The 23,898-nt window shown below is 60.6% G+C and carries 23 protein-coding genes; 18 read left to right on the forward strand and 5 right to left on the reverse strand.

All coding sequences use genetic code 11. From position 1 onward, the window contains the following. Positions 1 to 39 precede the first annotated feature (39 nt). The 4 genes from JFT81_RS24735 to JFT81_RS24750 are packed head-to-tail and all read left to right on the forward strand — an operon-like array spanning position 40 to position 3,863. The gene (locus JFT81_RS24735; RefSeq protein WP_201229702.1) at positions 40 to 1,557 is read left to right on the forward strand and encodes a TolC family protein; all 1,518 of its coding nucleotides are present in this window, start codon (positions 40 to 42) and stop codon (positions 1,555 to 1,557) included. Then, complete coding sequence (gene cysC, locus JFT81_RS24740) at positions 1,541 to 2,149, forward strand: adenylyl-sulfate kinase (protein WP_201229703.1); 609 nt, start codon at positions 1,541 to 1,543, stop codon at positions 2,147 to 2,149. The genes JFT81_RS24735 and cysC overlap by 17 nt, the downstream gene beginning before the upstream one ends. Next, positions 2,146 to 2,931, forward strand: a complete 786-nt coding sequence (locus JFT81_RS24745; protein WP_201230637.1) for an aspartyl/asparaginyl beta-hydroxylase domain-containing protein — start codon at positions 2,146 to 2,148, stop codon at positions 2,929 to 2,931. The genes cysC and JFT81_RS24745 overlap by 4 nt, the downstream gene beginning before the upstream one ends. Beyond that, positions 2,919 to 3,863, forward strand: coding sequence for a sulfotransferase family protein (locus tag JFT81_RS24750; RefSeq protein WP_201229704.1), 945 nt, complete (start codon positions 2,919 to 2,921; stop codon positions 3,861 to 3,863). The genes JFT81_RS24745 and JFT81_RS24750 overlap by 13 nt, the downstream gene beginning before the upstream one ends. Positions 3,864 to 3,934: 71 nt before the next feature. Here JFT81_RS24750 and JFT81_RS24755 read toward each other — a convergent pair whose 3' ends face one another. After that, a complete protein-coding gene (locus tag JFT81_RS24755) occupies positions 3,935 to 4,693 on the reverse strand; it encodes a slipin family protein (protein WP_003220464.1) in 759 nt (252 codons plus the stop codon). A gap of 2 nt (positions 4,694 to 4,695) precedes the next feature. Beyond that, a complete protein-coding gene (locus tag JFT81_RS24760; protein WP_201229706.1) occupies positions 4,696 to 5,247 on the reverse strand; it encodes an NfeD family protein in 552 nt (183 codons plus the stop codon). A 153-nt stretch (positions 5,248 to 5,400) separates the two neighbouring features. Between JFT81_RS24760 and JFT81_RS24765 the strand changes: the two genes are divergently transcribed. Together JFT81_RS24765 and JFT81_RS24770 are read left to right on the forward strand one after the other, a co-directional pair. Continuing rightward, positions 5,401 to 5,862 (forward strand): YbaK/EbsC family protein, encoded by a 462-nt coding sequence (locus JFT81_RS24765; RefSeq protein WP_201199488.1) that lies wholly within the window; start codon positions 5,401 to 5,403, stop codon positions 5,860 to 5,862. Between the two features lie 154 nt (positions 5,863 to 6,016). Next, a complete protein-coding gene (locus JFT81_RS24770) occupies positions 6,017 to 6,262 on the forward strand; it encodes a DUF2789 domain-containing protein (RefSeq protein ID WP_201229708.1) in 246 nt (81 codons plus the stop codon). A gap of 3 nt (positions 6,263 to 6,265) precedes the next feature. On the opposite strand, the gene JFT81_RS24775 is transcribed toward JFT81_RS24770, so the two are convergent. Together JFT81_RS24775 and JFT81_RS24780 are read right to left on the reverse strand one after the other, a co-directional pair. Then, positions 6,266 to 6,547: a type II toxin-antitoxin system RelE/ParE family toxin gene (locus JFT81_RS24775; RefSeq protein ID WP_201199490.1), complete on the reverse strand. Its 282-nt coding sequence runs from the start codon at positions 6,545 to 6,547 to the stop codon at positions 6,266 to 6,268. Further along, positions 6,544 to 6,822, reverse strand: coding sequence for an antitoxin of toxin-antitoxin stability system (locus JFT81_RS24780; RefSeq protein ID WP_201199492.1), 279 nt, complete (start codon positions 6,820 to 6,822; stop codon positions 6,544 to 6,546). The genes JFT81_RS24775 and JFT81_RS24780 overlap by 4 nt, the downstream gene beginning before the upstream one ends. Before the next feature lie 198 nt (positions 6,823 to 7,020). On the opposite strand from JFT81_RS24780, the gene JFT81_RS24785 reads away from it, so the two are divergent. From JFT81_RS24785 to pgaD, 11 genes are all read left to right on the forward strand, one after another. Further along, the gene (locus JFT81_RS24785) at positions 7,021 to 7,449 is read left to right on the forward strand and encodes a MarR family transcriptional regulator (protein WP_201229710.1); all 429 of its coding nucleotides are present in this window, start codon (positions 7,021 to 7,023) and stop codon (positions 7,447 to 7,449) included. Then, the gene (locus JFT81_RS24790) at positions 7,446 to 9,509 is read left to right on the forward strand and encodes an FUSC family protein (RefSeq protein ID WP_201229712.1); all 2,064 of its coding nucleotides are present in this window, start codon (positions 7,446 to 7,448) and stop codon (positions 9,507 to 9,509) included. Before JFT81_RS24785 ends, JFT81_RS24790 begins: the two co-directional genes overlap by 4 nt. Then, on the forward strand, positions 9,506 to 9,715 hold the full coding sequence (locus tag JFT81_RS24795; protein ID WP_007917703.1) for a DUF1656 domain-containing protein: 210 nt from the start codon (positions 9,506 to 9,508) through the stop codon (positions 9,713 to 9,715). The genes JFT81_RS24790 and JFT81_RS24795 overlap by 4 nt, the downstream gene beginning before the upstream one ends. Then, the gene (locus tag JFT81_RS24800; protein WP_201229714.1) at positions 9,712 to 10,614 is read left to right on the forward strand and encodes an HlyD family secretion protein; all 903 of its coding nucleotides are present in this window, start codon (positions 9,712 to 9,714) and stop codon (positions 10,612 to 10,614) included. Before JFT81_RS24795 ends, JFT81_RS24800 begins: the two co-directional genes overlap by 4 nt. Further along, positions 10,611 to 12,053, forward strand: coding sequence for an efflux transporter outer membrane subunit (locus JFT81_RS24805; RefSeq protein ID WP_201229716.1), 1,443 nt, complete (start codon positions 10,611 to 10,613; stop codon positions 12,051 to 12,053). Before JFT81_RS24800 ends, JFT81_RS24805 begins: the two co-directional genes overlap by 4 nt. 93 nt (positions 12,054 to 12,146) lie before the next feature. After that, a complete protein-coding gene (locus JFT81_RS24810; protein WP_201229718.1) occupies positions 12,147 to 12,782 on the forward strand; it encodes an NADH:ubiquinone oxidoreductase subunit N in 636 nt (211 codons plus the stop codon). A gap of 292 nt (positions 12,783 to 13,074) precedes the next feature. Further along, a complete protein-coding gene (locus JFT81_RS24815) occupies positions 13,075 to 14,580 on the forward strand; it encodes a YdgA family protein (RefSeq protein ID WP_201229720.1) in 1,506 nt (501 codons plus the stop codon). Positions 14,581 to 14,837: 257 nt separating this feature from the next. Next, positions 14,838 to 17,318 carry a poly-beta-1,6 N-acetyl-D-glucosamine export porin PgaA gene (pgaA, locus tag JFT81_RS24820; protein ID WP_201229728.1) on the forward strand — a complete coding sequence of 827 codons (2,481 nt, stop codon included), beginning with the start codon at positions 14,838 to 14,840 and terminating at the stop codon, positions 17,316 to 17,318. A gap of 12 nt (positions 17,319 to 17,330) precedes the next feature. Continuing rightward, positions 17,331 to 19,328: a poly-beta-1,6-N-acetyl-D-glucosamine N-deacetylase PgaB gene (pgaB, locus tag JFT81_RS24825; protein WP_201229730.1), complete on the forward strand. Its 1,998-nt coding sequence runs from the start codon at positions 17,331 to 17,333 to the stop codon at positions 19,326 to 19,328. 1 nt (position 19,329) lies between these two features. Continuing rightward, a complete protein-coding gene (gene pgaC / locus JFT81_RS24830) occupies positions 19,330 to 20,685 on the forward strand; it encodes a poly-beta-1,6-N-acetyl-D-glucosamine synthase (protein ID WP_201229732.1) in 1,356 nt (451 codons plus the stop codon). Continuing rightward, positions 20,682 to 21,209, forward strand: a complete 528-nt coding sequence (gene pgaD, locus JFT81_RS24835) for a poly-beta-1,6-N-acetyl-D-glucosamine biosynthesis protein PgaD (protein WP_201229734.1) — start codon at positions 20,682 to 20,684, stop codon at positions 21,207 to 21,209. Before pgaC ends, pgaD begins: the two co-directional genes overlap by 4 nt. A 66-nt stretch (positions 21,210 to 21,275) precedes the next feature. Here the strand turns inward: pgaD and JFT81_RS24840 are convergent, their stop codons facing one another. Further along, complete coding sequence (locus tag JFT81_RS24840) at positions 21,276 to 22,802, reverse strand: FAD-dependent oxidoreductase (protein ID WP_201229736.1); 1,527 nt, start codon at positions 22,800 to 22,802, stop codon at positions 21,276 to 21,278. A gap of 139 nt (positions 22,803 to 22,941) precedes the next feature. Between JFT81_RS24840 and JFT81_RS24845 the strand changes: the two genes are divergently transcribed. Then, a complete protein-coding gene (locus JFT81_RS24845) occupies positions 22,942 to 23,505 on the forward strand; it encodes a YbhB/YbcL family Raf kinase inhibitor-like protein (protein WP_201229738.1) in 564 nt (187 codons plus the stop codon). Positions 23,506 to 23,898: the final 393 nt, after the last annotated feature.

Below are 23,898 nucleotides of genomic sequence, written 5' to 3' on the forward strand. Positions count from 1 at the left end.
ATTACTCAACACTGTGCGGGACCTAGGGGCAATCCAGGGATGAAGAAAAGTCAGAAGTTGTTCGGCGCCAGCCTGCTGGCGCTGGCGATCAGCGGGTGTGCAGTGACCAGTGAGCCGATTGAACGCAGTGTCAGCGAGCAACGAGCGAAAACCGATCTGCAAAGTATGTACAAGGATCAGGAACCGCTGCGCGGCCCGTTGACCCTGCACCAGGCCATGGCCCGTGCGGTGAAATACAACCTCGAAGGCCGCCTGAAGATCATGGAGGAAGCGCTGGCCAAACGGCAGCTCGACCTCGCCAGTTTCGACATGTTGCCGCGCATGGCGCTGGACGCCGGTTACGTCGGACGCAACAACGTCAACGCTTCCAGCAGCCAGAGCGTGCGCACTGGCACCCAGTCTCTGGAACCGTCGACCTCGCAGGATCGTGACCGCGACGTCGCCGACCTGACCATGGTCTGGAACGTCCTCGACTTCGGCGTCAGCTACATCAGCGCCAAGCAGCAGGGCGACCAGCGCCTGATCGTGCAGGAACGTCGGCGCAAGGTGATCAACACCATCGTCCAGGACGTGCGCTCGGCTTATTGGCGGGCGATGGCGGCCGAGCGTCTGCTCAAGCAGATCGACAGCCTGATGGCGCGGGTGCAGACCGCCCGTGACAACAGCCAGACCCTGAGTGATCAACGCATTGGCGATCCGGTGCAAGCGCTCGGTTATCAACGTTCGCTGATCGAAGCCACGCGCCAACTCGAAGAGCAGCGCCGCGCCTTGTCGTTGGCGAAAACCGAACTGGCGACACTGATCAACCTGCCGTTGGGCACCAACCTGACCCTGGCCACCGATGACGGTTATCAGATTCCCGAGCTCAAGGTCGATCTGGCCAAGCTTGAGCAAGAAGCCCTGACCAGTCGCCCGGAACTGCGCGAGCAGGATTACCAGACGCGCATCAGCGCCGCCGAAACCCGCAAAGCCATGTTGCGTCTGTTGCCGGGCCTGGAGTTTTCTGCCGGTGGGCATTACGACAGCAACTCGTTCCTGGTCGAACAGGGCTGGGCCGACTACGGCGTCAAAATCACCTGGAATCTGTTCAGCGTGATTTCCGCTCCGGCGGCGATCAACGTCGCCAAGGCCGGTGAGGAAGTCGCCACCGCACGGCGGCAGGCGATGTCGATTGCGGTGCTGGCACAGCTCTATGTGGCCAACGCCAACTATCAAGAAGCCCTGCGCCAGTTCAAGACCAACCAGCAACTGTCAGACATCGACGGGCAAATCGTCGGCCAATTGCGCAACCGTCATCAGGCTGCCGGTATTGGTGAACTGGAGTTGATTCAGGGTGAATTGAACAACCTGCAAGCTGATCTGCGCCGCGATCTGTCGTACGCCGATTTGCGCAACGCCTACGGCCAGATCTTCGCCAGCGCCGGCCTCGATCCTCTGCCGGATCAAGTGCAGTCAACTGAAGTGCAGTCGATTGCCACGGCACTGGCCAACCGCGAATCGGCGTGGGCAGCGGGGGATATTTCGGTGCCAGTGGTGGCCCATGCTCCGGCGCAATAATGATCTGCTGGCACCGAGCGCCAGCGTCAGCCGCACGCAACGCGAGGCCCGTAACGGCCATCGCGGTGCGGCGATTCTGCTGACGGGGCTACCGGCGGCGGGCAAATCGACGCTGGCGCAAGCGCTGCACGCCGAGTTGTTTGAACGAGGTGTGCAAAGCGTGGTGCTCGACGGGGATGGTTTGCGTGTCGGCCTAAATCGCGATCTGGGATTCACCGATGCGGATCGGCTGGAAAACATTCGCCGCGCCAGCGAGTTGGCGGCGTTGCTGGTGGAAAACGGACAGATCGTGATTCTGGCGATGATCGCGCCGCTGCCAGAGTTGCGCGACGTGTTCGCCCGCCGTTTGGGTGAGGACTATCGCGAAGTCTGGTGCAGCGCAGCATTGGCGGTGTGCGAGCAGCGCGACCCGAAGGGGCATTACGCCCGGGCGCGACGCGGTGAACTGCCTGGGTTTACCGGGGTGTCGGCGCCGTACGAGCCACCGTTGCACGCATCTTTGGTGGTTGACACCGGCGCGCAATCGGTCGAAGCCTGCCTTGATCGCCTGCTGACCTGGCTCGGCGAATGTTCGGTGTTGCCACACGCATGAGCCGACCGGCGTTTTCGCGTCTGCCGGTGACGGTGGATTTGCCGCTGTTGTTGCGGGCACTGGCGGCGATTGCCGATGACGCTTGGCGCAGTCACTTCAATACCGATTACTTTTCGGGAGACTGGAGCGGCGTGGCGCTGATTTCGGCGGCCGATGCACTGACCGAGTTATCCCCCGGACGCGGCTCGCCGCTGTGTCGCGCACCGTGGTTGCTGGATGATCGCTGGCAACAAGGGCTGCGCGATCTGCCGTTGAAAATCGTCAGTGCACGCTTGTTACGTCTGGGGCCGGGTGGACGGATTCACGAACATCGGGACTACGATCTCGATGGCCCGGACGCCGATCTGCGCCTGCACATCCCGTTGCTCAGCCCGCCCGAGGTGGATTTCTGGCTCGATGGCCAGCGCATCCCGATGAGGGCGGGGGAATGCTGGTTTCTCGATCTGGCGCGAGCGCATCGCGTGGACAACCGCGATACATCGGCGCGGGTTCATCTGGTCCTCGACTGCCGGCCCGATGCGTGGCTGGAACAGTGGATTGCCGAGGGCTTGGCGAGTACCCCTGAACCGCAGTTGGCCGAGTCGACATTGCAGTGTTTTCAACGGCTGGTCGCCAAGGATGCTTCGCTGTCGCGTGTCTTGCGGGAGCTGCACGATCCTGAACAGTTCATCACCCAAACCCTGAAGTTGGCTGCCGCACAAGGCTTGCCGTTCTCGCGCGAAGAACTTCGCGCGGCGATGCGCAACGGTCGCCGGCAATGGAATGAACAATGGCACGGCTGAATTTCGATGGCTGGTTGCCGATTCGTGTCTGGCCGGTTGCCGGGCAGTGGCAGGTGGACTGGTGCTGGTTTGGTGACAGGCCGTTGCACCAGCCGTTTTTCCGCGACGCGGTCGACGATGCACTGCGCCTGCCGTTCAATCAGGCTTTCCGTCGGCAGACACCGCTGTCGGCACTCAGCGATTGGCACGCGCAGAGTCCGGGTTTGGCGCCAAGCGCTTTCATTCTGCACGCCTCGCGCTGTGGTTCGACGCTGATCAGTCAGATGCTCGCGCAACTCGACGATCACATCGTGATATCCGAACCGCCACCGCTGGATGCGTTGTTGCGCAGCGATTTGCCTGCCCCGCAAAAACAGGCGGCGATCTGTGGATTGCTCTCGGCCTACGGGCAGCGACGGCGCGGTGTCGAGCAGCGACTGGTGATCAAGCTCGACGCCTGGAACATCGGCGAATGGCCGCGGTTGCAGGAATGTTTTGCGGATACGCCGTGGCTGTTTGTGTATCGCGATCCATTGGAAATCGCCGTCTCCCATTTGCGCCGCCCGGGCATGCACATGGTGCCGGGCATGCTTGGTGACTGCGTGCTGGAGGACGGTTTGCCGTTCGCAGGTCGCGAGGATTTCATCGCCCGACGCTTGGGCCGGTTGCTTGAGGCCGGATTGGCGCATTGCCGCGATTCGGGCGGGCTGCCGGTGAATTACAGCGAGTTGCCAGATGCAATGGCGGGGCAGTTGGGGCGGTTTTTTCGCCTGGATGATGTACAGCGTCAGCAGGTGTTTGCGGCGGTGGATTTACACGCGAAGCAGCCGTCGCAATCCTTCGTTGCCGATGGTGAAGACAAGCGTCGTGAGGCTTCGGCGTTGATGAAAGAGCGAGTGCGTCATTTTGCTCAGCGTTGTTTTGTGGATCTGGAGTTGCTGCGCAACTCATGAAAGATCGCAGCCTTCGGCAGCGCCTGCACGTGTCCCTGTAGGATTTGCCGAAGGCTGCGATCTTTTGCTTTTCAGGATTTTCCGGACAGATCCGCCATCCCTTTAAGTAATTCGATCGGCAGTGGGAAGACAATCGTCGAACTCTTGTCCCCGGCAATCGAACTCAACGTCTGCATGTAGCGCAACTGCATGGCGCCAGGCTGCCGCCCGAGCATTTCAGCCGCCTGCATGAGTTTTTCCGACGCCTGCAATTCGCCCTCGGCGTGGATCACCTTGGCCCGTCGTTCGCGTTCGGCTTCAGCCTGTTTGGCGATGGCCCGCACCATCGATTCGTTGAGGTCGACGTGCTTGATTTCGACGTTGGCAACCTTGATGCCCCAGGCGTCAGTCTGTGCATCGAGCACTTGCTGGATGTCGATGTTCAACTGTTCACGCTCTGCCAACAGCTCATCCAGTTCATGCTTGCCAAGCACCGCGCGTAACGTCGTCTGCGCCAGTTGGCTGGTGGCGGAAAGAAAATCCTCGACCTGAATAATCGCCTTCTGCGGATCGAGCACGCGGAAATAAAGCACCGCGTTGACCTTGACCGAGACGTTGTCGCGGGTGATCACGTCTTGCGGCGGTACGTCGAGGACGACGGTGCGCAGGTCGACCCGAACCATTTGCTGCACCACCGGAATCAGCAGGATCAATCCGGGCCCTTTGACCTGCCAGAACCGCCCGAGCTGGAACACCACGCCGCGTTCGTATTCGCGCAGGATGCGGAACGTCGACCCGGCCAGGGCAATCACCAATAACAGCAGCGCAACAAAACCTATTTGCAGACCCATGATCACTCTCCGAGCGGCGCCGCGTCAGCCGCGGCCACTTGCAGCAACAATCCCTTGCGAGCCACCACGCGCACCGATTGCCCGGTTTGCAGCGGTGTGGCGCTGAGCACTTGCCAGCGCTCGCCTTGCAGTTGTACCCAGCCATTGCGCGCATCGCCCGGTTGCACGTTGGTGATCGCCGTCACGCTGCCGAGCAGGCCGGCATCGCCACTGACGGCGTGGCGCGGGCGGGTTTTCAGGGCACGAATGACTAAAGCCATCAACAACAAGGCGCTGATCAGGCCGAGGCCGATCATCATTGGCACCGGCAATTCGGCGTTGCTCAGAATCAGCGCGCCGATGACGAACATGATGATCCCGCCCAGACCGATCACGCCGTAATTGGGCAGGGCGGCTTCGGCGATCAGGAAAACGATGCCCAACGTAATCAGCCACAGCCCTATCGGGCTCATGGCTGGCAACGGCGTGTCGGCAGCGAGTACCGATCCGCTGATCAGGAGTAACAAGGCAAACGCACAACATCGGCTGTTCACGTGACCCTCCGCGAGAGTCATGACTGGTTCTTTCAGTCTAGTTGAGGGTTGCGCTGGATGAATTTTGATCAATGTGCGGATGTGTCCGGTGAGCGGATTTCCCTTCGTCGGTGGCCCGTCGAACTAGACTCAAAGACACAGGAACAAACGTTCAGCGCAATACCGAGGTGCATCATGCGTATGGCCAAAAAAGTGCAAGGCAGCCTGACTCGGGCGCATTGCGAGTACGACATCCTCGCCCATCCGCACTCGTCCAGCAGTCTGGAAACCGCCCGCGTTTCCGGGGTTCCGGCCGAGCGGGTGGCGAAATCGGTGATCCTCGACGATCACCACGGGCATTTCCTGATGGCCGTTCTGCCGGCCAGCCGTCACCTGGACTTGAGCAAGGTGCGTAGCAGCGGCGAGTGGCAGATCACCCGCGAAAGCAACCTGGCGCACATCTTCGACGACTGCGAGCGCGGCGCGGTGCCGCCGCTGGGAGATTCCTACGGGCTGGACATGGTCATCGACCCGCTGCTGACCCGTCAGCAAGACATCTATCTGGAGGCCGGCAATCATCACAATCTGCTGCACATGAGCATGCCCGAGTTTCTGAAAATGGTGCCGCATGCCGAGGTGCGGGAGTTGAGTCATTAGGTTTTTCAGCGCCAGTGCTGACGCCATCGCGAGCAGGCTCGCTCCCACATGGATTTTCATGTGAACACAAAAACGTGAGCACCCAAGGTCTCCTGTGGGAGCGAGCCTGCTCGCGAATAATCTTCCAAACACCCCATATTGAAGGAGCTCAGCAATGGAACAACCAACCCACAGCCTCCCATCCCTCTTCAAACAACTCGGCCTGGACAATGACCCGACCAGCATCGACCAATTCATCGCCACCCATTCGCCGCTGAAACCCGAGCTGCATTTGGCGGACGCGTTTTTCTGGTCGAAGAGTCAGGCGGATTTTTTGCGTGACGAGATTCTCGATGATGCCGATTGGGCGGAGGTGGTGGATCAGTTGAATGTGTTGTTGCGGAAGGGGCGGGCGGGCTAGCTACTAAGTGGGAAAAGGCCAGGTCCGCGCCGTGTGAACCAGTGTCAGTATCCAGATCACATCGTGATTCGGTTGGTAGACAAGACGATAACTTGGGTGGGGTATTAGTTCGCGAGTGCCCGCAATTATTCCGACGGGGCCAATTTTGGGGTTTTGGGATATTCGGGAAACCGCTTCAGTGAAGCGGCGATCCATCTCGAGGGCTGCTTTTGGGTTTGCTGCGTGGAGGTAGTCCCAAATATTTTCACGGTCCTGTACTGCCCTTTTCGTCCAGATAATCCTCATCCTTGATTTTCTACCTGCCTGCGCCTGACGGCGAATTGTGCTTCAACTTCTTCGTTAGACATACCGTCACCGGCAGACATTGATTCTCGTGCAAGGTCGACTTTGCGTTGTAAAAAGATTTCGTACTCTCGGGCTTCCTGTTGAGTCCGAACAAACTGACGCATCATTTCTCGCATGATCTGCGAAGCGGGACGATGTGAGGCTTCTGCCTCAGCCATGAATTGCTCGCGCAGTTCAGGCTCAAGTTTCATTGTAAAAACAGCTTGTTTTGTCATTTTGATTCCTTGAAATGCTCCGGTACTAACGAGGTATATACATCGTTAGTACCCATTTAGGAACTCTGAGTCGCTGCTTACGACCAACGGGTAGATTTGTTTCAAAACTTGACTGATTTTCCCCTCCAATGCGATATTGATAGTTAGCAAACTAACAGTGTGCATTTCCCCGTGCCAGATTCCCTCGACGCTCTCCAGATGAATATCAGCAGTGCCATGGTGGTGGCCGCCAGGCATTGGCGGAAGATCTGCCAGACCACGCTGGTCAACTATGGAATCTCCGAAGCCTGCGCCGTGCCGTTGTTGATGATCGGGCGGTTGGGCGAGGGCGTGCGGCAGGTGCAGGTGGCGCAAGCAGCCGGGATGGAGAGTCCGTCGCTGGTGCGTCTGCTCGATCAGTTGTGTCATTCGGGTTACGTCTGCCGTACCGAAGATGCGCACGATCGCCGGGCCAAGTGCTTGAGCCTGACCGACAGCGGTCGTGAACTGGTGCAGGCCGTCGAGATCGAACTGGTGCGCTTGCGTCACGAGGTGCTTGAAGGCATCGATCAAAGCGATCTGGAAGCTACGCTTCGGGTACTCAGAGCTTTTGAGGCGGCCAATCCGCCAGTGGTGGTCAATTCTTGAACGGTTTTTTCTCCGGCATTCCGCCGGCCCGTGACTGGTTTTACGGGGTGCGGACTTTTGCAGCGTCGATGATTGCGCTGTACATCGCCTTGCTCATGCAAATGCCGCGTCCGTATTGGGCGATGGCCACGGTGTACATCGTCTCCAGCCCGTTCCTCGGGCCGACCAGCTCCAAAGCCTTGTACCGTGCCATCGGCACCTTTCTCGGTGCTGCGGCAGCGGTTTTTTTCGTGCCGATGTTCGTCCAGAGCCCGTATGTGCTAGTGGTGGTGATCGCGTTGTGGACGGGGATATTGTTGTTTCTGTCCCTGCATCTGCGCACCGCCAACAGTTATGCGCTGATGCTCGCCGGTTACACCTTGCCGCTGATTGCTCTGCCAGTGGTGGATAACCCGCTGGCGGTGTGGGACGTGGCGGAAGCGCGTACCGAAGAGATTTTTCTCGGCATCACCGTTGCCGCCGTGGTCGGCGCGATGTTCTGGCCGCGTCGCTTGGCGCCGGTGTTCAACGACGCGGTGAGCAAATGGTTCGCCGACGCGACGACCTACAGCCTGAAATTCCTAAGCCGCGACGTGCAGCCCGAAGAAGTCACTGCGCTGCGCATGGCCATGGTCGCCAACTTCAACAGCCTCGAACTGATGATCGGCCAGTTGCCCCACGAAGGCTCGCGCCCGCAAACCGTGCGCAATACCAAGGAACTGCGCGGGCGGATGATCCATCTGCTGCCAGTGATCGATGCGCTGGAAGATTCGCTGTACGCCCTTGAACGGCGCACGCCAGAGCTGGTGGAAAAATTCCAACCGCTGCTGGTCGCGACCCGTGAATGGCTCGGCTATCAGGACGCTGACCTCGACCGTTGGCAAGCGCTGAAAAATCAGCTTGAGGCCCTGCAACCCAGCGCCGCAGCGTTGGAAGATCGCCGCCAGCTGCTGTTTTCCAACTCGATTTATCGCCTCGGTGAATTCATCGATCTGTGGCAGGACTGCCGCAGCCTGCAGGACGCGATTGTTTGTGAACGGCAGGACAACTGGCGCGCGGTTTACCGCCATTGGCGCCTCGGTCGTCTGAAGCCGTTTCTCGACCGTGGCCTGATGATGTATTCGGTGGCCTCGACGATTCTGGCGATCATCGTCGCCTCGGTGCTGTGGATTTTGCTCGGCTGGCCGGACGGCGGCAGCGCGGTGATTCTGGCGGCGGTGGCGTGCAGTTTCTTCGCCTCGATGGACGACCCGGCACCGCAGATCTACCGGTTCTTTTTCTGGACCGGCATGTCAGTGCTGTTCGCCAGTCTTTATCTGTTTTTGATTCTGCCCAACCTGCACGATTTCCCGATGCTGGTGCTGGCGTTCTCCATCCCGTTCATCTGCGTCGGCACACTCACGGTGCAGCCGCGTTTTTACCTCGGCATGCTGCTGACGCTGGTCAACACCTCGTCGTTCATCAGCATTCAGGGCGCTTACGATGCGGACTTTTTCGCCTTCGTGAACTCCAACCTGGCGGGGCCGATTGGTCTGTTGTTCGCGTTTATCTGGACGCTGGTGGCGCGCCCGTTCGGCGCCGAACTGGCGGCCAAGCGCCTGACCCGGTTCAGCTGGAAAGACATCGTGCAAATGACCGAGCCGGCCAACCTCGCCGAGCACCGTCAGTTGGGCGTGCAGTTGCTCGATCGACTGATGCAGCATTTGCCGCGCCTGGCGCTGACTGGCCAGGACACCGGCATTGCCATGCGCGAAGTGCGCGTCGGTCTGAACCTGCTCGACTTGCTCGCCTACACCCCGCGGGTGAAGGGCGCGCCGAACGCTTTGTTGCAGCAAGTGGTCAGTGAAGTCGGTGAGTATTTCCGCGCTTGCCTCAAGGCTGGCGAACGCTTGCCGGCGCCGGCCCCTTTGTTGATGACACTGGATCGTACCCGCCGCGCGCTCAATGGCCACGGCGATGAGGAAACCCGTTTCCACCTGTTGCACGCCTTGAGCGGTTTGCGTCTGGCGTTGCTGCCCGGCGTCGAATTCGTTTCCAGCGCCGAGCCCGAAGAACCGCTGCCCGATGGAGCGCCCCTATGATCGGTGATCTGGACATCAGCGGCATTTTCCTGCCGACCCTGCTGGTGTTGATGGGCATCACTTATGTGCTGTTTTTGTTGGTGCATGCCGTGCTTACGCGCGTGCACTTTTACCGTCTGGTCTGGCACCGGGCATTGTTCAACGTGGCCCTCTACGCCGTGCTGCTGTACGGCGTGGACTCACTCAGTCGATACCTGATGACATGAAAAAACCGTTTTTGACTATCGGTCGCGTGGTACTGACCCTGCTGATCGTGACTTTTGCCGTTGTCCTCGTCTGGCGCATGGTGATGTATTACATGTTCGCTCCGTGGACCCGTGACGGCCATATCCGTGCCGACATCATCCAGATTGCCCCGGATGTGTCCGGACTGATTCAGCAGGTTGAAGTGAAAGACAACCAGTTGATCAAGCGCGGCCAGGTGCTGTTCAGCATCGATCAGGACCGCTTCAAACTGGCGCTGCGACAGGCCAAAGCGGCGGTCGCCGATCGCGAAGAAACGTTGGCTCAGGCCCAGCGTGAAGCCAAGCGTAACCGGGGTCTCGGCAACCTGGTGCCGGCCGAGCAGCTTGAAGAAAGCCAATCGAAAGTCGCCCGCGCGCAGTCGGCGCTGGCCGAAGCCATGGTCACCGTGGACAGCGCGCAGCTCAACCTCGACCGCTCGGTGATCCGTAGCCCGGTGGACGGCTACGTCAACGACCGCGCGCCACGCCCGCAGGAATTCGTCACCGCCGGGCGTCCGGTGTTGTCGGTGGTCGACAGCAACTCGTTCCACATCGACGGCTATTTCGAAGAGACCAAACTCGACGGCATTCATGTCGGCCAGTCGGTGGATATCCGTGTGATCGGCGACCGCGCGAAGTTGCGTGGGCATGTCGAAAGCATCGTTGCCGGTATCGAAGACCGTGACCGCACCAGCGGCAGCAACCTGCTGCCCAACGTCAACCCGGCCTTCAGTTGGGTGCGGCTGGCGCAGCGGATTCCGGTGCGGATTGCCTTTGACGACGTGCCGGAAGACTTCCGCATGATCGCCGGGCGTACGGCCACGGTGTCGATCATCGACGATCAGCCAGTCGACAATCGCAAGCAGGAGCCTGAGCAATGAGCAGGGCCCTGATGATCGCCGGGTTGGGCGTGATGCTTTCGGCCTGCCAGATGGTTGGGCCGGACTATCACCTGCCTGAGGAAGCGGCGGTTCAGCGCAAGGATTTTCAGGGCGAGCTGGCGGTCGACGGCAAGCCAGTGGTCTCGGCGCCGGTGCCGGCGGACTGGTGGCGGCTGTATAAAGATCCGCGTCTGGATCAACTGGTGCAGCAGGCCATGGCCTCGAACACTGATCTGCGCGTGGCGGCCGCGAACTTGCAGCGCGCCCGTGCTCAGGTCGATGAGGCCGAAGCTGCCGGAGGCTGGAGCGCCGGGGTGAAGATGGGCGCTCAGCGCTTGCAGGAAGCCGGACAGGCATACCTGTTGCCGGAGAAGGTGCCGGTGGCCAATGTTGGCGATATCGGCATCAGCGCTTCGTACCAATTTGACCTGTGGGGTACGTTGCAGCGCGGCATCGAAGGCGCCAAGGCCAACGCCGACGCCACTCAAGCAGCGGCAGACACCGCGCGCATCACCTTGGTCGCGGACGTGGTTCGTGCCTACACGCAAGTCTGTGCGGCCAACGAAGAACGCGAAATCGCCCAGCATTCCCTCGACCTGCAATCGCAAGGCACGACGTTGATCCAGCGTCTGCGCGATGCCGGCCGTGGCGACGAAACTCAAGTCACCCGCTCGCAAACCCAATTCAAATCCCTGCGCGCCGACATGCCGCGTTATGAAGCGGCGCGTCAGGCCGGGCTGTTCCGCCTGTCGATGTTGCTGGCGAAGCCGGTCGATCAGTTGCCGGCCGGCACCGCGACCTGCGCCGAACTGCCGAAAATCGCGCAACGGGTGCCGGTCGGTGATGGCACCGCATTGCTCAAGCGACGCCCGGACATTCGTCAGGCCGAACGACGTCTGGCCGCCGCGACTGCCGGGATTGGCGTCGCCACCGGCGAGCTGTACCCGGACATCAGCATCGGCGCGACCATCGGCACCGTCGGCATCATCGACGACCTCGGTGATCCATCGACCAACCGTTGGGGCTTCGGTCCGTCGCTGAGCTGGAAAGTGCCGACCAACGGCGCCCGCGCGCGCATCCGTGAAGCCGAGGCGACGACCCAGGGCGCACTGGCGCATTTCGACGGCGTGGTGCTCAACGCCATTCGCGAAACCCAGACCGGCCTCGCCCAGTACAGCGCACTGCTGCAACGCCGCGATGCGCTGGCCGATGCCGAGCAGTCGGCGAAACTGGCCGCCGACCAGACGCATCGCTTCTTCCAGGCCGGCCGCGAGTCGTTCCTGGCGGATCTGCAAGCGACCCGCACCTACACCGATGTCACCGCGCAACTGGCCGCGGCCAACACCCAGGTGGCCATGAGTCAGATCGATTTGTTCCTCGCGTTGGGCGGCGGTTGGGAAAGCGGACGAACGCAAGCCTCAAGCCCGAGCAAACCCTGAGGCCGTAGCTATGCTTTGAAGTGTTGGAAGGGCGCCCCGTGCAAAGCACCCTTCCAGCGCATATTGCTAGCGCTGGTCTAGGGGAAACCAATAATGAAAAACCCTTACGCTCTCGGCTTCTGGTGCGCCCTCGCAGCGCTGCTACTGCTATCGGCCACCTATTTCTACGGCATCATGCTGGCCCACCAGATCGACAAGGCCATGGTTTTCCTCGACAGCGCGACAGCGTTGATCGCGGTCATGGCGATCGTCGTGGTGGCATCGGCGTCGGTCCAGGTTCAGCGGGTCAAAAAACGGCAGCTTGAGCAGGGCAAAACGCTGGTGCTGATTTGGGACACCAAAGTGGCTCTGCGCAAGGTCGAAACCGTGTTCGACCGGTATTTCTGGGGCAGCTACTGGCAGCCCGGTCGCACGTTCGCCGAAGTCATGGGCGAACTCACCGGCACGCCGCTGGAAAAAAGCCTCGAAGCGCTGAAGAAGCAGTGCCTGGAACTCGACAAGCAGATCGCTGACGAGGGCTGGCATTGGCTGAACAACGCCCGTGAATTGTCCGACGTCGCCACGGCCATGGCCCGCGAACGTTATCAACTGGATTTCTGCGATCCACGCGCGGACGGGCCGGGTGGGGCGGTGATTGATCGGGACTTTGAAGTTTTGGTCTACACGTGGACCGCGCGGCTGAAAAGCTTTGATCATCAACTGGATGAGATCGAGGTTCAGTATTCCTGATTTTTGACTGAGTCATCAGGCCCCTTCGCGAGCAGGCTCGCTCCCACAGGTGCAGCGTTGTCCTTGTGGGAGCGAGCCTGCTCGCGAAGGCGGACTGAAAAACACCGAAACTCTCACTGCCTGACCGCTGTCCACTCTCCCCATAGACACTCTTTAACCTTTAAACATTGGGCCGTCTTGCGCGCCCGGTGCTAATCTCCACCGCTGAATTCAGCGGAGTCTAGCCGCGACCCGGTCACGGGTTCAGGGAAGACGACCACACTCACAGCCACGGAAATCGATCAGGTCATTCATGAATAAATCAGCAGGCGTGCTTCTCGGAATTGTTGTTGCCATCGGCGCCATCAGCGCAGGCGGGGCCTGGTACACCGGGACCAAGATCGAAGGCGTACTGAACAACGCCGTCGTCAATGCCAACAAAGAGCTGCAAACGGCCATGGCTGGCTCCAACGGCACCGCGTCGCTGGAACTGGTTTCGCTGGAACGCCACACCTTCACCAGCACCGCGCACTATCGCCTCAAGGGTGAAGGCGAGATGTTTGGTGACAAGCCGGTCGAGCTGCTGTTCGTCGACCACATCGAGCACGGCCCACTGCCGTTCTCGCGTCTGGTCTCGCTGAAATGGCTGCCGGTCATGGCCACCAGCAATTACGAGCTGGAAAAGAATGCCGCCACCGAGAAGTGGTTCGCCGCGACCAAAGGTGCCGCACCGCTTAAAGGCGTGACCAACATCGGTTACGACGAATCCACCACCAGCACCCTCGAATTGCAGCCGTTTGAGACCGCACTGGATGAACAATCGAGCCTGAAGTTCTCCGGTCTGAACATGGACATCTCCGCCAGCGCGCAAGCGCAGAAGGTTAAAGCCAACGGTTACATGGACAGTCTGAAACTGGTCACCGTGGCTGAAGATCAGGCGCCGGTGCAGGTCGAGCTCAACGGTCTGACCCTGGCCAGCAACCTCGCCAAGAGCAGCTACGGCTACTACACCGGCGAAAACACCCTGGAGCTGACCAGCAGCAAAACCACCTTCGGTCCCAAGCAATCGGTGCTCGGCGTGAAGAACTTCGAAATGAAGAACCTCACCGAAGAAAGCGGCAGCAATGCTTCCGGTCGCGCTGACTACAAAATTGGCGAAGTGACGCTCAACGACAAGAAAATCGGTTCGGCGAGCATGGCCATGAGCCTGAAGAACCTCGACATCCCGTCGACCATGTCGCTGATGCAGATCTACCAGACTAAACTGCAGCCGTACGAGAAAGCCGCCGCCGAAGCGACCGCTCAAGGTCTGCCAGCGCCGGAGCTGAACCTGACCGAAGCGGAAAACGCCCAGGTCAAAGCCGATCTGCAGAAACTGCTGGCCGCCGGCCCGCAGATTGCGCTGGAAAACCTCTCGTTCAATACCGCCAACGGCGAGAGCAAGGCCAATCTGGTGATCGACCTGACCAAACCGCAATCGATGGATTTGCCGCCGGATCAGTTGGGCAAACAACTGATCGCGTTGCTCGACCTGAATATTCAGGTGTCCAAGCCAATGCTGGTTGATCTGCTCAGCGTGCAGGCGCAACTGGACGGCCAGACCGATGCCAAAGCCATCGTTGATCAGTCCAAAGAAGCTGCCGACATGTTCGCCGGCATGGCAGTCGGTTCGCAATTGGCGGTCGTGGACGGCAGCAACGTCGTGACCAAGCTGCATTACGCCGCCAATCAGGTGGAATTCAACGGCCAGAAGATGACCGTTGAGCAGTTCGTCGGTTTCCTGATGAGCAAGTTCGCGGGCGTCACGCAAGTGCAGTAATCCTGCGCTCTTAATAGCAACGCCCGGCCTCTGTGTTGAACAGACGCCGGGCGTTTTGCTGTCTGGCGTTCGGGTTTTCGCTGTCGCGGCGGAGCCACCGTGACGATTCTGAACAAATATTGCGTTGCGGATATTGGTCTACGCTTGCATGCAAGACTGCCTGACTAAGCTTGGCCGAATGCTGTCTATGTCGGTCACCGTTCCGAATGGGCAAGGAGGGCATTGCGACCCGGCTGGCCATGTAAGGATGCTGACGAATGCCGCGTATTGATGTTCCTGTATTGCATCGTGGTTTACGCCCGTTGTTCCGTGTTGCGCTGTGCAGCCAGTTGCTCTGGCCGGCGCTGGCCTTTGCCGACACGCCCTATGATCAGATGGTTCGCGATGCGCGTGCCGGGCAGTACACCCCTGCGCTGACGGTGCTGCGTCAGGTACCGCCGGGCCAGTCGACCACCGGGCAGATCAGCGATCACCTGCAAATCGCCAGTTGGGCCGGGCTCGACGCCGAAGTGGTCAAGGTTTATGAAACCGAGGGCCGCGACCGTGTGCTGCCGGTGCAGGCGCTGACCGCCACCGCACGCGCCTATCGCAACCTCAAGCGTTGGGATCAGGCGACTCAGGTCTACAACAAGGCCTTGGCACTGGAGCCGGACAACGCCGATCTGCAGCTTGGCCTGGCCCTGACTCAAGCCGACGCCGGCAAACCCGACGAAGCAGTGACCCGCGCCAAGGCGCTGGTGGCGGGCAAACCCGATGACCCTGCTCGCCGCCTCGCGCTGGGCTACGCGCTGACGCGTGACAACAAACCCTACGACGCGCTGTTCGAATACGATCAGGCCTTCAAGCGCGCCGGCAGCAAACCGGAAGTCGCCCGCGAATACGTGGTCGCCCTGCAAAAGGCGCGTCTGCCGGAACCGGCGCTGCGCCTGGCCAATCAACGGCCTGGCCTGATCGATCCAGTGACTTTGCGCCGACTCGAAGGCGATCTGGCCGCCGAGCGCGTGCGTCTCGCCGAATTCGCCACACGCAGCGAAAAAGAACGCTACGTCATCGCCGACCGGGCGCTGGCCGACTACGACAAACTGCTCGCTACCTGGACACCGGACGCCACTGCGCACGACGACGTGATCCGCTGGCGCATTGACCGCATGGGCGCGCTCAAGGCCCGGGCGCGCACCGCCGACGTCATCACCGAGTATCAGAAGCTGCAAGCCGAAGGCGTGAAGATTCCGACCTATGCCCTGCGTTGGGTGGCGGCGTCTTATCTCGATCAGCGTCAGCCGGAAATTTCCACTGACCTGTATCGCCAGGTCCTGTCGGCACCCGATGCCGACGCGGGTGATCGTCTCGAAGACAGCACCGCGCTGTATTACTCATTGCTGGAAAGCGACCGCGCCGAAGAGGCACGCAAAGTCGCCGAAGACCTGGCCAAGTCACAACGCCCGCGCATCGAACTCAAGGGCTTGCCCATCGGCAACCCCAACGACGAATGGATGGACGCCCAACAACTTGCAGCGCAGGCCGGCACATACGGTTCCGACTTGCCGCATGGTGAGGAGCGTTTGCAGACCCTGGTCGATCAGGCGCCGGGTAACGTCGGCTTGCGTCTGGCTCAGGCCGATCTGTATCTGGCCCGCAACTGGCCGCGCCGCGCAGAAATGCAACTCAAGGAAACCGAGAGCATGGTGCCGCGCGACATGGGCCTGGAGATCGGCCAGGCGCACACCGCCATGGAGTTGCAGGAATGGCGGCAGATGGATGCGCTGACCGACGACGTGGTTGCGCGTTATCCGGACAACCGTCAGGTACAGCGTCTGGCCCGTGAACGTGAAGTGCATGACATGTCCGAACTGCGCGTTGAAGCCTATGGTGGCAAGGCCAATGGCGGCAGCGGCGGTAATGCCGGGGCCGTCAGCGGCAGCCGTGATTTCGGTATTCAAACGACGCTGTACAGTCCGCCGATCGATGAAGACTGGCGCGTGTTCGCCGGCGCGGGTTATGCCACTGGTGACTTCGCCGAAGGCACGGGAAATCACCGCTTCCAGCGCGTCGGTCTGGAACGTCGTACCCGCGACATGACCCTTGAAGCCGAAGTCTCCAACCACTCCTACGGTTACGGCGACAAGCAGGGCGCGCGCCTGGCGATCGCCCGCGATATCAACGACAACTGGCAATACGGCGGCAGCCTCGAATATCTGTCGGCCGAGACCCCATTGCGCGCGCTCAACAGCGACATCAAGGCCAATGGTGGCAGCGGTTTCATCCGCTGGCGCGCCAACGAAAGCCGCGAGTGGAAACTGTCGGTGAGCCCGTCGCACTTCAGCGACGGCAACAACCGCGTCGAAGCCTTGCTCACCGGCCGCGAAGGCGTCTACAGCGCGCCGAACGTGCAGGTCGATGCCGGGCTGGAAGTCGGCACCAGCCACAACTCCAACTCTGAAGACGTGCCGTACTTCAATCCGAAGTCGGACTTCAGTGTGATGCCGACAGTCAACGTCAATCACGTGCTCTACCACCGCTACGAGACCTCCTGGAGCCAACAGTTCCAGGCAGGCGCGGGTACGTATAGCCAGCGTGATCATGGCACCGGCGGTATGGCTTTGCTCGGTTACGGCCAACGTTATGCCTGGAACGACGTGTTCGAGGTGGGCGGTTTGTTCAGTGTGATCAACCGGCCTTACGACGGTGATCGGGAAACCGATCTGCGTCTGCTCGTCGACCTCACTTTCCGCTTCTAGAAGAGTTTGAAGATGCCTTTGATTTCGCGTTTCATCTTTCTGCTGGGAGTGCTGCTGGTCAGCGCCTGCGCCCAGCAAGCCCCGGCCTTTGCGCCGCCGTCCGAGCGTCCGCTGGCGGCCAGTGAAAAACCGTGGCCGAAAAATCACGTGCTCGGCATCGCCTATCACGATATCGAAGACCGCGACCCCGATCAGGCCGTGGTGGCGGTACGCACCGAGCGCATGATCGAGCAGCTCGCCTGGCTGCGGGAAAACGGCTACAAACCGGTCACGGTCGACCAGATCATGGCGGCGCGCAAGGGCGGCCCGGAGCTGCCGGCGAAGGCGATTCTGCTGAGTTTCGACGACGGTTATTCGAGCTTCTACACCCGCGTGCTCCCTGTTTTGCGTGCCTACAACTGGCACGCGCTGCTGGCGCCGGTCGGTAGCTGGATCGACACGCCGCTCAATCAACCGGTGGATTTCGCTGGCGCCCCGCGTGCACGTTCCGACTTCCTGACATGGGATCAGGTGCGTGAAATCTCGCAATCGGGTCTGGTGGAAATCGCAGCGCACACCGATGCCAACCACAAAGGGATTCTGGCCAACCCGCAAGGCAACATGCAGCCTGCCGCCGCGACCCGGCGCTACGATCCCGTCACCAAGCGTTATGAATCCGAGGCTGACTTCCAGGCGCGGATTCGCACCGACGTGAACAACATCTCGGAGAAAATCCGCAAGGTCACTGGCTACAAACCGCGCGTCTGGGTTTGGCCTTACGGCACGGCGGATGGCACGTCGCTGACCGTGGTCGGTGAGGAGGGCTACGAAATGGCCCTGACCCTCGACGACGGTCTTGATGCCCTCGATAACCTGATGAGCAGTCCGCGCTTCCTCGTCGCCTCCGATCCTGACGGCGAGCATTTCGCCAACAGCGTGGTCGCGGCGCAGTCGGATTTCGTCATGCGTGTGGTGCATGTCGATCTGGACAATGTCTACGACCCGGATCCGGCACAACAGGACATCAACCTTGGCAAACTGGTGCAGCGCATGGCTGACATGGGCGCCAACACGGTGTTCCTGCAAGCCTTTGCCGATCCACAGGGCGACGGCCTGGTGCATTCGCTGTACTTCCCCAACCGCCACTTGCCGGTGCGCGCCGATATCTTCGACCGTGTTGCCTGGCAGTTGCGCACCCGTGCCCACGTGAAGGTCTTTGCGTGGATGCCGGTGCTGAGTTTCGGTCTCGATTCGAAATTGCCGCGCGTGACCCGCTGGGACCCGAAAACCGGAACCACCTTGGTCGATCCTGACCAGTACAAACGCCTGTCGCCATTCGATCCTGAGGTGCGGCGGATCATCGGTGAAATCTACGAAGACGTGGCGCGACTGACGTCGGTCGACGGCATCCTCTATCACGACGACGCGGTGCTTTCGGACTTTGAAGACGCCAGCCCTGAAGCATTGAAGGCCTACGCCGCCCAAGGCTTGCCCGGTTCTATTGCTGCGCTTCGCGATGACCCGGCCGCGATGCAGCGCTGGACGCGCTTCAAGAGCAAATACCTCATCGACTTCACCAACGAGTTGACCGCCAAAGTCCGTGCGATTCGTGGCCCGCAGGTGCTGACCGCGCGCAACATCTTCGCCGAGCCGATGCTCAATCCGCACAGCGAAGAATGGTACGCGCAGAACCTCGACGACTTCCTCGCGACTTACGACTGGACAGCGCCGATGGCCATGCCGCTGATGGAGAAACAGACCCAGGCAGAGTCCGGCCCGTGGCTGGAGTCGCTGGTGCAAACCGTGAGCAAGCGCCCCGGGGCACTGAACCGCACAGTGTTCGAATTACAGGCCCGTGACTGGACGAAAAAGGATCAGGCCAATATCGATGGCGCGCATCTCGCGAACTGGATGGGTCGCCTCAAACGTCAGGGCGCGACCAGTTTCGGCTATTACCCGGACAACTTCCTCGACAACCTGCCGGACCTGAAAACTGTAAGGCCTGCGCTCTCCAACAAATGGAACCCATGACATGCTGGATAGACTGTTAGCCCTGCTTGTTCTGGCGATTGTCCTCGGCGTACCGCTGGGGCTGATCTTCCTGGTGACTGGGCAGTTCCTGATGGACTTCGTGTTCTTCTACCCGTTGTTCATGTCCGGGCTGTGGATTGCCGGCGGCCTGTATTTCTGGCTGCACTGGGAGCGCCACTGGCCGTGGCAGGACGACACGCTGCCGCCACCACTGGAAGGCGAACCGCTGATCTCGATCCTGATCCCTTGCTACAACGAAGGTGATAACGCCGCCGACACCATCCACGCGGCGCTGGCCCAGCATTACCCGAACATCGAAGTCATCGCGATCAACGACGGCTCCAAGGACAACACTGCCGAGGTGCTCGACAGGCTGGCCAAGGAAGATCCACGCCTGCGCGTGCTGCACTTGGCGGAAAACCAGGGCAAGGCTGTGGCGCTGCGCATGGGCGCCATCGCTGCACGTAGCGAATACCTGGTGTGCATCGACGGCGATGCGCTGTTGGCGCCGAACACGGCGGCGTATCTGGTAGCGCCGATGCTCGACAACAACCGCCTCGGCGCCGTGACCGGTAACCCGCGGATTCGTACACGCTCGACTTTGGTCGGGCGAGTGCAGGTCGGCGAGTTCTCCTCGATCATCGGCCTGATCAAACGTACGCAACGGGTGTTCGGGCGGATCTTCACCGTCTCCGGGGTGATCGTCGCGTTCCGCCGCTCAGCGCTGAACCGGGTGGGCTACTGGAGCCCGGACATGATCACCGAAGACATCGACATCAGCTGGAAGCTGCAACTCGATCACTGGAGCATCTTCTACGAGCCGCGCGCCTTGTGCTGGATTCTCATGCCGGAAACCCTTGGCGGCCTGTGGAAGCAGCGTCTGCGTTGGGCTCAGGGCGGCGCCGAGGTGTTGTTCAAAAACATTCGAGGGATTTGGCAGTACCGGCACCGTTATCTGTGGCCGTTGCTGTTCGAATATTGCCTGTCGACCGGTTGGGCCTTCACCTTCCTGCTGTCGGTGATTTTCTGGGGCGTCGGCAAGTTCGTGGTCATGCCCGAAGCCATCGCGGTGGATCATTTGATGCCGCCGGCGTTCACCGGTTTACTGCTGGCCTTCGTCTGTCTGGTGCAGTTCGCGGTCAGCATCGTCATCGACCGTCGCTATGAACCGGGTCTGGGCAAGACCATGTTCTGGGTGGTCTGGTATCCGTTGGTGTTCTGGCTCATCAGCCTGCTGACCACGTTGGTCAGTTTCCCCAAAGTGCTGTTTGGCCAACATCAGAAGCGTGCGCGTTGGGTCAGTCCAGACCGGGGCATCAAACCGGTCGGCGACGACGAAGAGGAGGTCATCAAATGAAAATCATCCGGACCCGTCAGCGGCCATTTCTGGTGGTGATCGACGTGATCCTTACCGTGTTGGCGTGGGTTGGCCTGCTGTTTTTGCTAATACGTGGGTTATGGCCACTGATCGAAACGCACGCGGGCGGGCCGCGCATCGATAACTCGGCATTCGAAGCGCTGGGGACCTTGCAGATTTATCTGTGGGTGGCGTTGGTCAACGCAGTGATACTGATCAGTTGGGCGCGTTATCAACAGCGCAAAAGTCGCAGTTTCGCCCAGCGCCGGTTACCGTCGCCAGTGATCGACGATGAAGGGCTGAGCAAGAGCTTCAAGCTTTGCGATGATCGTTTTCAGAAACTGCGTACGCCCGGAATCATGACGATTCACAACGATCAGGAAGGCGATATCAGTCGTGTAGTGACGCACTTCTGGCCGGTGGAACAACAAGAGTTGCCACCACCGCTCGCGCCGCTGGAGAACCCGCGAGTGATCTTTCTGCACGCCGAAGACGATGACAACCGCGACCCTCTGCCTCGTTGACCGGTTGATCGCTCCCAAGCTCCACGTGGGAGCGATCAATCAAAAGATCGCAGCCTGCGGCAGCTCCTACAAGTGGATCATCAGTGACCAGGCTTCTTCCATCGGCAATGGTTGTTTCATGCGTTCAGCCAGCATGGCCATGGCGCGTTCTTTTTCGCAGGCGACTGCCGCGACCAGCACACCATTTCTGCCGAACAGCCCAATAAACGGCGGGTGCTCGGGATCGCCGAGAAACTCGACCTCATCCCAATGTTCGGCGTGACCGAGATAGTCGTAGTTCTTGCCAAAATGCCAGGTCCAGAAAAACGCTACGTCGAAGTAGTGCTCTTCGCCTCCGAGCATGTTCGCGGCGGCGATTCGCGCATGTTGCTGGGCCAGGCGCCAGTGCTCGATGCGCTGAGGCTGGCCGTTGAGCGTGAAGGTGGCAATGTCGCCAATCGCCCACAGGCTGTCGCTGACGCGCATGCCGTCATCGACGCGCAGCGATTGGTCTTTCTCCCGTGGCAGTGAAGCAAACGCCTCTGTGGCCGGGTGCACGCCGACCCCCGCCAGCACCAGATCTGCAGAAATCCGTAAGCCGTTGTCCAGCAGCACTGCCTCGACCTTGCCGTCGCCAATGATCTCGGTGGCCGCATGCTCGCTGATGAATTTCACGCCGTTTTGTTCGTGCAGTGCACGCAGGGCTTTGCCCACGGCCTCGCCGAACTGGGCGACGAAAGGCACGGCGTGGCGTGCGAGCACGGTGACGTCGAGGCCGTGCTGGCGCAGCGCCGAGGCGCATTCCAGGGCGATGAAGCTGTCGCCGATGATCACCGCGCGTTGCTCCGGTGTCGCCGCGCTCATGATCTGCTCGGCCTGGGCTTTTGAGCGCAGGACAAATACCTGAGGCAAGTCGGCACCGGGCAACTCCAGCGGATTGGGCTCGGCCCCTGTGGCGAGCACCGCCGCGTCATAAAGCAGGGTTTCACCGTTAGTGAAATGAAGGGTTCGGTTGGCGGCGTCGAGTGAGCTGATTTCGCCTTGAACGCGCTCGATACGCTGCTCTTTATAAAAACTTTCATCGCGCAGCGGCGGGGTTTCCTGCACCGGCATTTCTCCGGCGAGGACAAATTTGCTCAGCACGGTGCGGTCATACCCGGCGTCAGGCTCTCGGTCGATCATCTTGATGCGACCGCCAAAACCCTTCTCCCGCAGAGCTGCCGCGCACGCCGTGCCCGCTGCTCCTGCGCCGACAATCACGAAGGTCCGTGAATCGTCGGCAGGCGGCGTATGCGCGTCCGACAGTGGTTGGTCATCGACCCAAACCTCTTCGCCACGCAGTTCCAGTGGATAACGCTTGAGGCTGTCGAGGGCCGGCGGTTCGCACAAGGCGCCGTCTTCAGCGCGAAACGCAGCCTTGTGCCACGGGCAGATCAGGCGTCCATGACACAACGCACCGTCAGCCAGGGGCGCGCCGGCATGTGGGCATTCGCCCTGAAAAGCGCGTAGCTCGCTGTTTGCGCGCAGCAACACTATCTTGCAGTCGCCGATTTCGACTTGCAGGCCACGGTCTTCAGGAACATCGGCGCTACGGGCGACAAGGTGCAGGGGCATGTTCGGCTTCCTCGCAGGTATTTCTCTTACGAGTTTGCACAACAGTGCGAGGTTCAGCCATTTGCTACTGCCACGGCATGAACGGTACAGCTATAGTTTGCAGGCCGACGACGGCCCAACTGCACAAGGTGCTCCCGGAATGACCCGATTGACCTCTCTCAACCCTTGGCTGGCGGCCGTCGCCGTCGCCCTTTGCGTGCAGTTTCCGGCGCAGGCGGCCCAGGAGCGTTTCACCCTCGACATCCCCGGTGTCTCGGATAACCGCCTGTTCACGGCAGCAGCGGCCAGCGATGCGGCCGGTTGCGGCGGCAAGAACCAGTCGCCGGCCCTGAGCTGGAACGCCGGTCCCGCCGGTACCCTGAGCTATGCGATCGTCATGCACGACCCGGATGGCCAGAAAGGCCTGGGTGTCGATCACTGGATTCACTACGGCATCAAAGCCACAACGCGGCAGATTGCGGCCGGTGTCGGCGCGAAATCCGCGCTCGAAGGTGTCGGTGGCACCAACAGCAAGGGCAACACGCATTACATGGGGCCGTGCCCGCCGGTGGGCGACAGCGCGCATCACTACATCATCCAGATCTACGCGCTTGATCTGGCCCCTGACGCACTGCCGGCCGGCCTGACCCGCGCTGAGCTGATGGAGAAAATCAAAGGTCACGTGCTGCGCAACAGCAGCGTGGTGCGGCGTTATCACCGCTGATTGCACTTTCCAACCCGCGTGTTCCGTCCGGGACACGCGTTAACGATTGGCATCGGCCGGTGAAACGAGCACTATCGAAGCGCTTTCCATTACGCTGAAGCCCATCCGCCGGTTCGTGATAACGGCTTCTCCCTCGCATCGCACGGATGTTGGTGTGCGCTACCCTGTCCAAACGGGTCAACCCTGAACGCTGGAATGGGTCACCGGGACTGCTGAAGCAACCCTGTGCCTGGCGATCAACGCTTTTCCAGGCAGAACGCCGTGCCGATCATCACCGGGCACATTGTGTGACTATCGAAAACGCCCACTGCTGATTACGCTTTTTGACCGACTGGCATCTGTCTGTACGATGTCCGAGCGTTGGCATGGATGGCCGAGTGCAAGTGTTTGCTC

Source organism: Pseudomonas sp. TH43 (genome assembly GCF_016650635.1).
Classification (GTDB): domain Bacteria; phylum Pseudomonadota; class Gammaproteobacteria; order Pseudomonadales; family Pseudomonadaceae; genus Aquipseudomonas.

What these genes read in the sequence shown, in the direction of transcription:
- JFT81_RS24845 (WP_201229738.1), top strand. Translation starts at nt 22,942, where the DNA reads ATGACCCGATTGACCTCTCTCAACCCTTGGCTGGCGGCCGTCGCCGTC.
- JFT81_RS24810 (WP_201229718.1), top strand. Translation starts at nt 12,147, where the DNA reads ATGAAAAACCCTTACGCTCTCGGCTTCTGGTGCGCCCTCGCAGCGCTG.
- JFT81_RS24800 (WP_201229714.1), top strand. Translation starts at nt 9,712, where the DNA reads ATGAAAAAACCGTTTTTGACTATCGGTCGCGTGGTACTGACCCTGCTG.
- pgaC (WP_201229732.1), top strand. Translation starts at nt 19,330, where the DNA reads ATGCTGGATAGACTGTTAGCCCTGCTTGTTCTGGCGATTGTCCTCGGC.
- JFT81_RS24805 (WP_201229716.1), top strand. Translation starts at nt 10,611, where the DNA reads ATGAGCAGGGCCCTGATGATCGCCGGGTTGGGCGTGATGCTTTCGGCC.
- JFT81_RS24750 (WP_201229704.1), top strand. Translation starts at nt 2,919, where the DNA reads ATGGCACGGCTGAATTTCGATGGCTGGTTGCCGATTCGTGTCTGGCCG.
- pgaA (WP_201229728.1), top strand. Translation starts at nt 14,838, where the DNA reads ATGCCGCGTATTGATGTTCCTGTATTGCATCGTGGTTTACGCCCGTTG.
- JFT81_RS24765 (WP_201199488.1), top strand. Translation starts at nt 5,401, where the DNA reads ATGCGTATGGCCAAAAAAGTGCAAGGCAGCCTGACTCGGGCGCATTGC.
- JFT81_RS24770 (WP_201229708.1), top strand. Translation starts at nt 6,017, where the DNA reads ATGGAACAACCAACCCACAGCCTCCCATCCCTCTTCAAACAACTCGGC.
- JFT81_RS24760 (WP_201229706.1), bottom strand. Translation starts at nt 5,247, where the DNA reads ATGACTCTCGCGGAGGGTCACGTGAACAGCCGATGTTGTGCGTTTGCC.
- pgaB (WP_201229730.1), top strand. Translation starts at nt 17,331, where the DNA reads ATGCCTTTGATTTCGCGTTTCATCTTTCTGCTGGGAGTGCTGCTGGTC.
- cysC (WP_201229703.1), top strand. Translation starts at nt 1,541, where the DNA reads ATGCTCCGGCGCAATAATGATCTGCTGGCACCGAGCGCCAGCGTCAGC.
- JFT81_RS24840 (WP_201229736.1), bottom strand. Translation starts at nt 22,802, where the DNA reads ATGCCCCTGCACCTTGTCGCCCGTAGCGCCGATGTTCCTGAAGACCGT.
- JFT81_RS24745 (WP_201230637.1), top strand. Translation starts at nt 2,146, where the DNA reads ATGAGCCGACCGGCGTTTTCGCGTCTGCCGGTGACGGTGGATTTGCCG.
- pgaD (WP_201229734.1), top strand. Translation starts at nt 20,682, where the DNA reads ATGAAAATCATCCGGACCCGTCAGCGGCCATTTCTGGTGGTGATCGAC.
- JFT81_RS24780 (WP_201199492.1), bottom strand. Translation starts at nt 6,822, where the DNA reads ATGACAAAACAAGCTGTTTTTACAATGAAACTTGAGCCTGAACTGCGC.
- JFT81_RS24735 (WP_201229702.1), top strand. Translation starts at nt 40, where the DNA reads ATGAAGAAAAGTCAGAAGTTGTTCGGCGCCAGCCTGCTGGCGCTGGCG.
- JFT81_RS24775 (WP_201199490.1), bottom strand. Translation starts at nt 6,547, where the DNA reads ATGAGGATTATCTGGACGAAAAGGGCAGTACAGGACCGTGAAAATATT.
- JFT81_RS24785 (WP_201229710.1), top strand. Translation starts at nt 7,021, where the DNA reads ATGAATATCAGCAGTGCCATGGTGGTGGCCGCCAGGCATTGGCGGAAG.
- JFT81_RS24815 (WP_201229720.1), top strand. Translation starts at nt 13,075, where the DNA reads ATGAATAAATCAGCAGGCGTGCTTCTCGGAATTGTTGTTGCCATCGGC.
- JFT81_RS24795 (WP_007917703.1), top strand. Translation starts at nt 9,506, where the DNA reads ATGATCGGTGATCTGGACATCAGCGGCATTTTCCTGCCGACCCTGCTG.
- JFT81_RS24755 (WP_003220464.1), bottom strand. Translation starts at nt 4,693, where the DNA reads ATGGGTCTGCAAATAGGTTTTGTTGCGCTGCTGTTATTGGTGATTGCC.